Annotated in this window: 11 protein-coding genes; 7 read left to right on the top strand and 4 right to left on the bottom strand. The window is 57.6% G+C overall.

The annotated features are described in order from the left end of the window. Positions 1-224 precede the first annotated feature (224 nt). On the top strand, positions 225-395 hold the full coding sequence (locus SLH47_RS21935; RefSeq protein WP_320242672.1) for a hypothetical protein: 171 nt from the start codon (positions 225-227) through the stop codon (positions 393-395). Between the two features lie 348 nt (positions 396-743). Here SLH47_RS21935 and SLH47_RS21930 read toward each other — a convergent pair whose 3' ends face one another. Beyond that, positions 744-1,646 (bottom strand): LysR family transcriptional regulator, encoded by a 903-nt coding sequence (locus tag SLH47_RS21930; RefSeq protein WP_320242671.1) that lies wholly within the window; start codon positions 1,644-1,646, stop codon positions 744-746. A gap of 88 nt (positions 1,647-1,734) precedes the next feature. On the opposite strand from SLH47_RS21930, the gene SLH47_RS21925 reads away from it, so the two are divergent. The 4 genes from SLH47_RS21925 (at position 1,735) to SLH47_RS21910 (ending at position 4,284) form a co-directional block, all read left to right on the top strand. After that, on the top strand, positions 1,735-2,379 hold the full coding sequence (locus SLH47_RS21925) for an NADPH-dependent F420 reductase (protein WP_320242670.1): 645 nt from the start codon (positions 1,735-1,737) through the stop codon (positions 2,377-2,379). 12 nt (positions 2,380-2,391) lie between these two features. Further along, a complete protein-coding gene (locus SLH47_RS21920; protein ID WP_320242669.1) occupies positions 2,392-3,126 on the top strand; it encodes an SDR family oxidoreductase in 735 nt (244 codons plus the stop codon). Positions 3,127-3,143: 17 nt separating this feature from the next. After that, positions 3,144-3,440, top strand: a complete 297-nt coding sequence (locus SLH47_RS21915) for a putative quinol monooxygenase (protein ID WP_320242667.1) — start codon at positions 3,144-3,146, stop codon at positions 3,438-3,440. Between the two features lie 106 nt (positions 3,441-3,546). After that, the gene (locus tag SLH47_RS21910) at positions 3,547-4,284 is read left to right on the top strand and encodes a type 1 glutamine amidotransferase domain-containing protein (RefSeq protein ID WP_320242666.1); all 738 of its coding nucleotides are present in this window, start codon (positions 3,547-3,549) and stop codon (positions 4,282-4,284) included. A 216-nt stretch (positions 4,285-4,500) separates the two neighbouring features. On the opposite strand, the gene SLH47_RS21905 is transcribed toward SLH47_RS21910, so the two are convergent. Together SLH47_RS21905 and SLH47_RS21900 are read right to left on the bottom strand one after the other, a co-directional pair. Further along, positions 4,501-5,826, bottom strand: a complete 1,326-nt coding sequence (locus SLH47_RS21905) for a hypothetical protein (RefSeq protein ID WP_320242664.1) — start codon at positions 5,824-5,826, stop codon at positions 4,501-4,503. 233 nt (positions 5,827-6,059) lie between these two features. After that, entirely contained in the window at positions 6,060-6,518 is a 459-nt protein-coding gene (locus tag SLH47_RS21900) for a MarR family transcriptional regulator (RefSeq protein ID WP_320242663.1), read from the bottom strand. 112 nt (positions 6,519-6,630) lie between these two features. Between SLH47_RS21900 and SLH47_RS21895 the strand changes: the two genes are divergently transcribed. Further along, the gene (locus SLH47_RS21895) at positions 6,631-7,095 is read left to right on the top strand and encodes a (2Fe-2S)-binding protein (protein ID WP_320242661.1); all 465 of its coding nucleotides are present in this window, start codon (positions 6,631-6,633) and stop codon (positions 7,093-7,095) included. A gap of 3 nt (positions 7,096-7,098) precedes the next feature. Beyond that, a complete protein-coding gene (locus SLH47_RS21890; protein ID WP_320242658.1) occupies positions 7,099-9,327 on the top strand; it encodes a xanthine dehydrogenase family protein molybdopterin-binding subunit in 2,229 nt (742 codons plus the stop codon). A gap of 33 nt (positions 9,328-9,360) precedes the next feature. Here the strand turns inward: SLH47_RS21890 and SLH47_RS21885 are convergent, their stop codons facing one another. Continuing rightward, positions 9,361-10,218: a LysR family transcriptional regulator gene (locus SLH47_RS21885; RefSeq protein WP_320242656.1), complete on the bottom strand. Its 858-nt coding sequence runs from the start codon at positions 10,216-10,218 to the stop codon at positions 9,361-9,363. Positions 10,219-10,325 lie beyond the last annotated feature (107 nt).

The following is a 10,325-nucleotide window of genomic DNA, read 5'->3' as shown; positions in this document are numbered from 1 at the left end:
CGCTGTCCAGTCCATCGTCACTGCATTCCTATGGCACGACCAACAAAAGGTCGCGACAGGACTCCCGATCCGCCAAGGCACACTTGCGCCGGAACTTAGTTGCCTGGACGGTACTTGGATGTATCGATAAGGTGCTGGAAACACGCTGAGCTGGTGACAGGATGGAAAAACGTCGTCAAATTTTTGGTGTCACTGTGGTACTACAGCTGTGTTGGACACCCGCGATGGCAGAGACCAGGCAACCCGGGATCGTGACTGGCGACTACGCGGTCATGTCTGAGGAGCGGCAGTTCGGTATCGTGGTCGGGTCCTCGCACATGCTCGCCCACTGGATGCGTCTCAACGACGAGGTCGATAGAAACTGCTTTACAATCGCGCAAGTTACCATGCGTTGAAACAGGCCGTTGATGATTACATAACGGCAACCCCCGCAAGCTTGAAACAGCGATTTGCTGAAACAATGATTGCAGCTATAAGTCAGGCGTGTTTGGACCCGCTGAGCAGTTACGGGCTGCAAGGACACGACTGATCCCTGACTGATCGGCTAATCTGTCTGCCTGGTATCAATTCACCAAGCTGGCCCGGCTCACGCCCTACCCCAAACAGACCTGCGAAACGGTGTCCGCTGTGCATCTGGTGTTAGGTTGTGCTCTCGCTCCAAGCATTTCCCGTGTGCAAAATCGCTTGGACCTTATGATCGGCATCTGGCTGCCACAGTGCAAAACCTTGAACTGATCCGGAGGCTAGGCGACAGCTCTCATCGCGTTCGATACCTGTTGTCTGAACCAGACATGTGCGGGATCTTGCTGCCGCCTTGGATGCCACAGAAGATCAATCTGAAAGCGCGGTGAGGGGAAAGGCAGGTCGAACCAATCCAGCGAAGACGCGTATTGCGTCGCAATGCGCCGGGGCAACACGCAGAGATAATCGCTGGCTGCAATCAGCGATGGCACCAGGAAGAAGCCTGGAACCGAACACGCCACGCGACGCACGCGTCCCATCTTTTTCAGGCGCGCATCGATCGCGCCGGAAAACCCGCCGCCCTGAGGCGATACCAGGACATGTTCAGCGGTGCAGAACGCTTCCAGCGTCATTGGCCCGGTGCCGCGTGCATGCCCTTTGCGCTGAATGACGAGGAAATCCTCTTCCAAACCAGCGCGCATCTTGGCGTCAGCGAGTTGCATCCCCGTGATCAGGGCGGCATCGGCGCGGTCTTCCTCTAGCGCGGACCACACTGAGGAAGGATCAAATGGCAAGAGCGCAAGGCGGGCCCGCGGCGCGGCAGAGGCCAGTTTTGTTGCGATATGGGGAGCGATGACCCCATGGACATAGTCAGTTCCGATCAGCCGGAAGGTCGCCTTGCTGGTGGCAGCGTCGAAGGTGCGGCCTTCCTTGATCAGCGCATCCATATCGCCGAGCAGTTTCTGCAATGGATCCCTAAGGGCTTCTGCCCGGGAGGTCGGTACAAGCCGTCGCCCGGACGATACAAGGAGCGGATCGCCGAACATCGCACGCAATCGTGCCAATTGTGCAGACATCGCTGGCTGGCTCAGGTTCAGGGCTTTCGCCGCGCGGGTCACACTTTGCGTCTCAAGTAGGGCTTGTAACCCGACAAGAAGCCCAATGTCGGCTTGCTTTATATCCATGTTGTCGATGCCAGGCATACATTCAATCGATTGGATTTATCAATGCTAGGGCATCATTTTGCAAGACATCAATCTAGGAGATGGCACGATGAGGATAGGTATTATCGGGTACGGCAACATGGCACGTGCTTTGGCCGGGCGTTGGGTGAAAGAGCACGAGATTATGCTTTCGGGACGGAACCTCGACAAGGCAGCTGAAGCCGCACGAAGCCTGAACATCAAGTCTGGTAGCATAGCCGAAGCCGCTGGATTCGGAGAGGTCGTGGTGTTTGCCACGCACAATGCGGCCGTCTTTGACGCCATCGAACAGGCCGGTGGTGCTAGGGCTTTTGCGGACAAGGTTGTCATCGATATCAACAACCCCATCGACACAAAGACCTTTTTGACCACGCGCACCGATGGGCTTTCGCTGACCGAAGCAATCGCCGACGCACTGCCCGGAGCATATGTTGGAAAGGCCTTCAACATGGCGCAAGCGCGGGTCTGGGCGGACCCTGACAAGAGCTTTGATGGGCGTGCGATGGTGACGCCTTACACCGCCGATGAAGCTGCCGACGAGATGCTGGCGACGCTCATTGCGGATGTCGGGTCTGAACCACTAAGGCTTGGTGGTAACGAACACGCCTACAAGCTAGAGGCCGCAGCGGCGATCGTGATCCAGGTGCTGTTTGCTGGTGGCGATGCACACACCGTTCTCAACCTTATCCGCCCCGAAGCCAAACCTATTCGCTGAAAGGAAATCGATATGGCGCAACTCGCTGAAAAGACAGTCGTCGTCGTGGGCGGTGGCTCGGGCATCGGCAAGGCTGTGGCAGTGGCCGCAGCCCGCGATGGCGCGCAAGTGGTCCTGTCCAGCCGGTCACGTGACAAGCTGGAGGCCGCAGCACAAGACATTCCGCGTGCGGTCGTGTCGCCGGTCGATATGACCGATCCGGCCTCTGTCGCAGCTTGGCAGACGACCTTGCCGGCGATCGATCATTTGGTCATCTCGGCCTCCAGCGCAGCACATGGCCGGTTCCAGGACCTGTCAGATGACGCGTTACGTGCCATGTTCGACGCCAAATTCTTCGGTCCTTATGCCACCGCGCGCGCCGCATTGCCAAAGTTGCGCGATGGCGGGTCTATAACCTTCTTCTCCGGCGTTCTATCGCGCCGCCCCGGTTTCAATTGTTCGGGTCTCGGCGCGGTCAATGGAGCGGTGGAAAGCCTTGCCTACGCGCTGGCATTGGAGCTCGGACCACGCCTGCGTGTGAATTGCATTTCACCCGGAATGATCCGCTCGGACGCTTATGCGGGGATGCCTGAAGACGCGCGAAAGACCATGTACGAGGCCACCGGAGAGAGCTTGCCGGTGGGGCGTGTCGGCACCGTTGAGGAGGCTGCGGAGGCGACGCTCTTCGTGATGTCAAATACCTACACCACAGGTTTGGTGCTGGACATCGATGGCGGCCACATGATCCGCCAATACGCGACCCGCTGAGACGCAAGGATTAACGCATGACCGTCGAATACATCCGCTACGAGATCCCGCTGACCGAACGCACTGCCTTCGTCGCCGCCTATGCCGAGGCCAAAGTGCCCTCGATGGCGTCACCTTACGCGACGTCTTTCGACATCTGCCAATGCGACGAGGACCCCGGGCATTTCATCCTGCGCATCGAATGGACATCCGCCGAGGACCACATGCAGAAGTTCCGGGGTAGTGCTGCGTTCCGCACATTCTTTGACCATATCAAACCCTATGTCGGAAACATCACCGAGATGCGCCATTACACGCGTATCGACCAAGGCTAATCCGAAGCCAAAACACCACCACCACGTGCAAAACCAACTCCTTGATGCGGGCGCGATTAAGCGGGCCCGCTCTCACATGCATTGGAAACATCAAGAAGGGCACTCCATGACTGCAAATGTTGATCTACACTCGCCAAAGCGCGTTCTTATGATCGTTGCAAACCCTGCAACCTCTCCCACAACCGGATGGCCAGTTGGTTTCTGGTGGGCAGAACTGAGCCATCCCTATTGGACCTTCACCGAAGCGGGTTATGAGGTTGACATTGTTTCGCCTGCAGGCGGTGATCTTATCGCCGACAGTTTCTCAGACCCAGAAGACGAAAGCGGTTACTCCGCTGCCGACATATTGTCGCTTGGGTTCAAGAAGTCGGCGCAGCACTCCGCGCTGTTGCAAAACACGCGATCCATCGCGGCTGCCAGTTTGGACGCCTACGACGCGGTCTTTGTTGTTGGTGGCCAATCGCCGATGGTGACAATGGTCGACGATGCGGAATTGCACAGCTTCATCGCCCAGGCCTTTGAGGCTGGGAAAGTCACAGCGCTTGTTTGCCATGCAACTTGCATTCTTCTGAAGGCAAAAGGGTCTGACGGGGAACTGCTTGTGACGGGTAAAACCTGGACTGGTTTCGCGAATGCGGAAGAGCAATATGCTGATGACTTTGTGGGCCAGAAGATCCAACCTTTCTGGATTGAGGATGAGGCACGCGAAATCCCGAATTCCAACTTCGTTACCAACAGCATGTTCAAGGCGTTTGCAATTCGCGACGGCAACCTGATAACAGGGCAACAGCAATTCTCGGGCGCGGCGGTGGCTGATCTGGTTATCGAAGCATTGGGCAAGTAAAATGCAGGCGCGAAACCCGATATCTGGTCACACTGGTGTTGAGATTTCAGCTGCACTGCCTCGGCAATGATCGGGTGGGGCGCACTGATAGTCACAAGTGCGAGGCACACCGCGTTGTGCGCACGAGTTGGGCTTGGGAGAAGGACTGAAATGCGCTCGCTTTGACATGTGCGGTGTTGCTGACGATCAGGAAGGCGTCAGCAACACACCTGATCCTTAATCGACGACGATCAGTGAATGCGCACCTGGCCCTGTCGGAATACGCATACCGGTATCTGCAAGACCCGGCCCGCCATCGGTACGAATGACCTCCCAGATTTCCAACGCGCTTTCACGCGGCTCGGGGCCTTCATACTCGTATGCACCCACGACAACGAAGTCATCGGATGCATCGAAATCAATGCCTTCCGGAAGGATGGCATCGAAGGTCCAATCGCCATAATGGTCAAACTGGCCGGTTTCCACATCAAAGCCGACAAGAGACAGTGACGAGAGAGAGTATCCGACCGCGTCAGGCTCATTCCAGGTCTGCCCGATATTGACTGTCCCAATCAGATCGCCTGCATTTGAAAATGCAATGCTCTCGGCATGTCTTGGCAAGGACACGCCCCCGACAACAATGTGTTGGGGCTCTTCAGCATCAAGTGCTGCAAGCCGGATGGACGTCAATTGAGAGGGCGGGGCGTTCAGGTAGAAGCCCGCCACATCCGCACCCCATTGAAGATCATTCGATACAAAAAAGCGGCCATCGGCGGAGAACTTGCCGGACATCGGCCACTTTGACGTCTGGACGGCGTTGCCCCACTGCGAAATTCCGGTCACCGCACCGTTAGCGTTCCGCTCAACCTGATAGAAACGTACCTGACCGCGAAAGTTGAATGTCAGCGCCACGACGTCTTCCGTCGGATGCCATTCTGCATGGTGTGGAAACATGCCCTGATCAAGCAGCTCTGGTATGGGCGTCAGGCCCTCCAGGGCAAATTGCGTCAATGCGCCAAACTGGTCATTTTCGAAGCTGACAAATGACAAGGGTGTCTCGGGCGTCTTGGTGGCCAGAACCAGAGTTCTTCCGTCCGGGCTGACGGATACGCCCTGAGGCTCTGTGCCCACTTCGATCTCGTCGATGAGGGTCAGTGTTCCATCTTCACCGACTGAGATCGCCCGCAAAGTGGTGCCAATCCCGAGATCCCAAAGCATTGCATCGTCTTCATCGCGTGGGAGCCTGGTCTCGGCAACGAAGATCGTGTTGCCGTCCGGACTGGCGTCGATCGAGTAAACCGGATTGATGACAGAGTTAGAGACTTCAATCGCGCGTGGTGAGGTTTCGGCGCGGGTGATGGGAACGACTGTCAGCTGATCTGCGCCACGCGGTGCTCCGAGCTCCCCGTCGATATAGGCATAGGCGCGCATATCCCCATCAGAAATGGCTGCGATGTAGCGCCCCTCAAATCCCTCTGGCAGCGTCGCGACCTCAGCATTTGTTGCCGTTCCCAAGCATAAAGCAACCATTCCTACGGGTGCGAAAATCCATCGTCTGATCATGTCCACATCTCCTATCTGCGTGAATTGCAATGCGTCCTGAGGACAGATGGAGAGATGGAAACGGATTTCCATAATGCATTATGATAATTACGATAATCGTTTCTTATCAAAAAAGTGATCCGGCGGAGGGCGCCATTCGCTTTGAAAATCCTGCCAGCGCCGTGGTCCTTGGAGACATTCTCAGAGGGTATTGGTTCGATGCGTGCCCAGTCAGCTACGACGACGGCCGTCGTTTACGTATCGCCGTCGGTTGATACATGCGCAGCGATTTGGGACATTGCGCGGACAAAGGCTGGACGTTCTTCTTTGGAAAGCGCGTCGAGCATCAGCTGCATGGTTGCCTTTTCTTCTGCGTCCAGACGGGAAAACGCGTCTTTGCCCGCGGCGGTCAGGTCCAGCGAAACGGAGCGTCTGTTGCTTTCGGGCCGTTCACGGGACACGAGGCCCCGGTCGACCAGGCGGTCAATGATGCTGCTTGCCGTTGTTGGAACAACGCCAAGGTGATGCGCGAGATCACTCAGCTTGCAGGCGGGATGCGTCGCCAAGAACCGCAAGGTCTGAATGTCGGCCGGGACAAAGTTGAGCTCTCTATGCGCGACTTGCAGTCCCTTCTCGGCGATCTTCAAGGCGCGCATGATTACGGTGACGGCTGAATGGAGTTGGGTCACATCATCTTTCATACGCGGAGACATAGCCGAACTCGGATGGTGATCACCAGTGCTGTGAAATTTTCATCTGTAGTATGGACTTTACGATCATCGTATCTACCTGAGTCAGGAACCATGTGGCTTGCGGAGGTTTTGAATGTCCACGTCCTTTGAACTGAACGGCCAGACCGTCACGGTCGATGTTGATCCAGAGATGCCCTTACTTTGGGCAGTCAGAGAGACGCTTGGCCTGACCGGAACCAAATTCGGATGCGGCATCGCCGCATGCGGGGCCTGTACGATGCATGTTGATGGTGTCGCGACACGGACTTGTGTTTTGCCGGTTGCGGCCGTTGAAGGGTCCGAGGTGCGCACCATCGAAGGGATCGCGCCGGTTGATGCGCCAAGCGCTGTTCAGCGGGCGTGGCTGCAACATCAGGTACCCCAATGCGGCTACTGCCAGTCCGGGATGATCATGGCTGTTGAAGCGCTGCTGGACGATGTGCCCGACCCGACGGACGAAGATATCGATGCCGCCATCACCAACATTTGCCGATGTGGGACGTACGACCGCATCCGCGCTGCTGTCCGGACGGCAGCCAACTTGCGTCGGGAGGCTTAGGACATGAATGAACAGGTCAAAAAAGGGTCCACCGTCGCAAAATGGACCCGTCGCTCACTTCTCGCGACAGCGGGCGTCGTTGGCGGAGGTCTTGCGCTTGGGATCACATTGTCCCCAAACCGTTTGGAACTGGCGAGCGCGGCCGCGACATCGGGCGACGAGGTTCTGTTGAATACCTGGGTCAAGATCACGCCCGACAACCAGATCACCGTCTTCTTTCCCCATTCCGAGATGGGTCAGGGATCTGGCACGGGGCTGGCGCAGATGCTTGCCGAAGAAATGGAAGCAGATTGGAACAACGTTTCGATCCAGCAGGCACCCGTTACCGACGAATACACCAACAGCGATCTTGGTCGCGGTTACATCGTTGGGGACGGTGCCAACATACCCGCATTCATGTATCCGATGCTTGATTTTGCGTTTTTGCAGATCGCCGGAAACCTTGTTGGTCAGATGACAGGCGGAAGCACCGCCATCCGTCTGACGGGCCACCACGGCATGCGTCGGGCCGGGGCTGCGGCGCGCGAAATGCTGTTGCAGGCGGCTGCACAAGACTGGGATGTCGACGTGAAAACCCTGAGCGCGCGGGACAGTGTCGTAACCCATGCCGCGTCCGGTCGCAGCGCGACCTTTGGTGAGTTGGCCAGTCGCGCAGCCGCATTCACGCCAAATCTGAAACCGGATCTGAAACCATCCGCCGACTATCGGATCGTCGGCCAATCCAAGCCGCGCCTCGACTTGCCCGGCAAGGTCAACGGCACGGCTGAATTCGGCATTGATGTTTCGGTTCCCGGCATGGTCTATGCGGCTGTCGCTTTCCCGGTCGTACGCGATGCGCGCGCGACTGCAATCGACGAAAGCAGGCTTGCAGCAAGACCGGGCCTTGGGCGTGTCGTGAACCTTGGCGATGTGGTCGCAGTGACCGCCAATAGCTACTGGACCGCGAGCCGGGCGCTTGAAGAGCTTGGGATAACTTGGGAAGGCGGGCAGACCGATCTTTCATCGGCATCTGTTCGGGCGACACAGACGGCTGATCTCGACCGTGGCGACTTCGAAGTGATGGATGAAGAAGGCGACGTTGACGCGGTCTTGGCCGCTGGCACGGCTCTGACCTCGGCCTTTGATGTTCCCTATCTCGCCCACGCCACGATGGAGCCTATGAACTGCACCGTTGCCTTGTCTGATCAAGGTGCGGACATCTGGACGGGGAACCAGAACATGTTGTTCGCCAGAAATGCGGCCGCAGAGACACTGGGGATCGATCCGGGCCAGGTGACCATGCATCCGGTCTATCTTGGCGGCGGGTTCGGGCGGCGGGGTGAGCTGGATTTCGTGACCACCTCGGTCCGTATTGCGCAGGCCCTGGATACGCCCGTCAAAGTCATCTGGTCCCGCGAGACTGACATGGCCAATGATACATATCGCCCGGCAATCCTTAGCCGGATGGAGGGCGCGGTTGCAAATGGCCGTATCACCGCCCTGCGCCACCACTACATTGACGCCCGCTCTGGCATGCCCGACAGTGAGCGGCCCTTTGCGTTTCAGTATGATGTGCCTAATAGGGACATCGGTCGCGTCATCTGCCCCAGCCCGATACCGGTTGGGACGTGGCGCGCGGTCGATTTCACGCAAATGGGCTTCTTCAACGAGACCTTTATGGATGAACTTGCAGAAGCTGCAGGGGCTGACGGGCTTGAGTTCCGTCTGGCGCATACATCCAACCCGCGCATCCGTGCTGTTCTGGAGCGTTTGGGCGAAGTTTCGAACTGGGGTGGCACGATGCCGGACCGACACGGACTGGGCCTGGCGATGGTGGAAAGCTTTGGATCGATTTGTGCGCAAGCCGTTGAGGCCAGTGTCGCCGAAGACGGAGGGGTGCGCGTCCATAATGTGTGGTCGGTGGTGGATTGTGGTCGCCTGATCAATCCTGACGCTGGCGAGGCGCAGGTTACCGGGTCGGTGATCTATGGCCTGACATCAGCGCTTTGGGGTGAAATCACGCTCGAAGGCGGCGCAGTCCAACAGCGCAACTTTCCGGATTATCCGATGATGCAGCTCGCAAACGCGCCTGCGCAGGAGGTTCACTTCATCGCCAGTGACGAAGCGCCGGGCGGATTGGGCGAGCCGGCTGTGCCACCAATCACACCAGCGCTGACCAACGCGATCTACCAGGTGACGGGTGAGCGCATTAAGACCCTGCCAATCTCGAAACACGGTTTGTACGCTCTTTAAGGCATGGTCCGATTGCGGCCGACTACAGTTGCGTCACGGGCGATCACCACAACTCGCTTTTGCCGCCTTGACCAGTTCTGAAAGTAGTGGCCGACGGTCGAGACTGCGATAGACGACACTCGTTTCAAGGACCATGTCAGTCGGGCTGTGATCAAGGCAAACCGTGCTTTTCTCGAATGGGCTCGGATAGTCTTCGGGGGCCACAAAGGGGCCAAAACCGGCGCGCGACAACACGATTGCACCGAGCATCGTGTCTGCTTCCGTATCCGGAAACGGACCGTCGTAATCGGCGTCTGCTCTGCCGATCTGACCCATGAGAACGGGTGCTTCAGCCCTGGGGAACCGGATCAAGGGTCGCGGCCGCTTCTCGTCCGGTTTTGCGTTAAACCGTGCCAGCCTGACACTTGCCAGTTTGCGTTCGGTCAGGCCGGGTGCGTGAAACGGCGGGTGAATGAAGGCAACATCAATGCGCGACTGCTCTAACTGACGTTCCAAAGCGGCTGTCGTATTTTCGTAGAGCCTTAACCGCGCCCTGGGATGCAATTCGCGGAAGGCCAGCAGTGTCGGGACAACCACTTGATAGGCTGCGATCTGGGTCATGCCGATGCGTAGCGTCTGACCCAGACCGGCCTGCGCACTCCGCGCGCTGTCAGCGGCTTCGTTTGCGGCCACGATCACACGTTCCGCACCTTCGAGGAACTGTTCACCTGCAGGTGTCAGGCGGACGCCACCGCGGTCCCTTTCAAAGAGACGCGCATCCAAATGCTCTTCGATACGTCTGAGCCGCGACGAAAGGGCCGGCTGTGTCATTCCCAGGCGTCGTGCAGCGCGGCCGAAATGACCTTCCTCGGCAATTGCGATCACAGCTTCATAATCAAGGATGGCCAGCATTCCATTACCAATTTTTATCGAAAATATCGCCAATCGATATCGAAAAGCACTTTCATCGATCGAGGTATTTTGTGTGCCATTTATTTCAAGAGACGGGCCAGGTGCCA

The organism is Cognatiyoonia sp. IB215182 (assembly GCF_033963905.1).
Lineage (GTDB): Bacteria > Pseudomonadota > Alphaproteobacteria > Rhodobacterales > Rhodobacteraceae > Yoonia.
Note: the sequence above shows the minus strand (reverse complement) of the source record. Positions and strands in the feature narration are given on the sequence as shown.

What these genes read in the sequence shown, in the direction of transcription:
- SLH47_RS21930 (WP_320242671.1), bottom strand. Translation starts at nt 1,646, where the DNA reads ATGGATATAAAGCAAGCCGACATTGGGCTTCTTGTCGGGTTACAAGCC.
- SLH47_RS21900 (WP_320242663.1), bottom strand. Translation starts at nt 6,518, where the DNA reads ATGTCTCCGCGTATGAAAGATGATGTGACCCAACTCCATTCAGCCGTC.
- SLH47_RS21920 (WP_320242669.1), top strand. Translation starts at nt 2,392, where the DNA reads ATGGCGCAACTCGCTGAAAAGACAGTCGTCGTCGTGGGCGGTGGCTCG.
- SLH47_RS21915 (WP_320242667.1), top strand. Translation starts at nt 3,144, where the DNA reads ATGACCGTCGAATACATCCGCTACGAGATCCCGCTGACCGAACGCACT.
- SLH47_RS21925 (WP_320242670.1), top strand. Translation starts at nt 1,735, where the DNA reads ATGAGGATAGGTATTATCGGGTACGGCAACATGGCACGTGCTTTGGCC.
- SLH47_RS21895 (WP_320242661.1), top strand. Translation starts at nt 6,631, where the DNA reads ATGTCCACGTCCTTTGAACTGAACGGCCAGACCGTCACGGTCGATGTT.
- SLH47_RS21905 (WP_320242664.1), bottom strand. Translation starts at nt 5,826, where the DNA reads ATGATCAGACGATGGATTTTCGCACCCGTAGGAATGGTTGCTTTATGC.
- SLH47_RS21935 (WP_320242672.1), top strand. Translation starts at nt 225, where the DNA reads ATGGCAGAGACCAGGCAACCCGGGATCGTGACTGGCGACTACGCGGTC.
- SLH47_RS21890 (WP_320242658.1), top strand. Translation starts at nt 7,099, where the DNA reads ATGAATGAACAGGTCAAAAAAGGGTCCACCGTCGCAAAATGGACCCGT.
- SLH47_RS21910 (WP_320242666.1), top strand. Translation starts at nt 3,547, where the DNA reads ATGACTGCAAATGTTGATCTACACTCGCCAAAGCGCGTTCTTATGATC.
- SLH47_RS21885 (WP_320242656.1), bottom strand. Translation starts at nt 10,218, where the DNA reads ATGCTGGCCATCCTTGATTATGAAGCTGTGATCGCAATTGCCGAGGAA.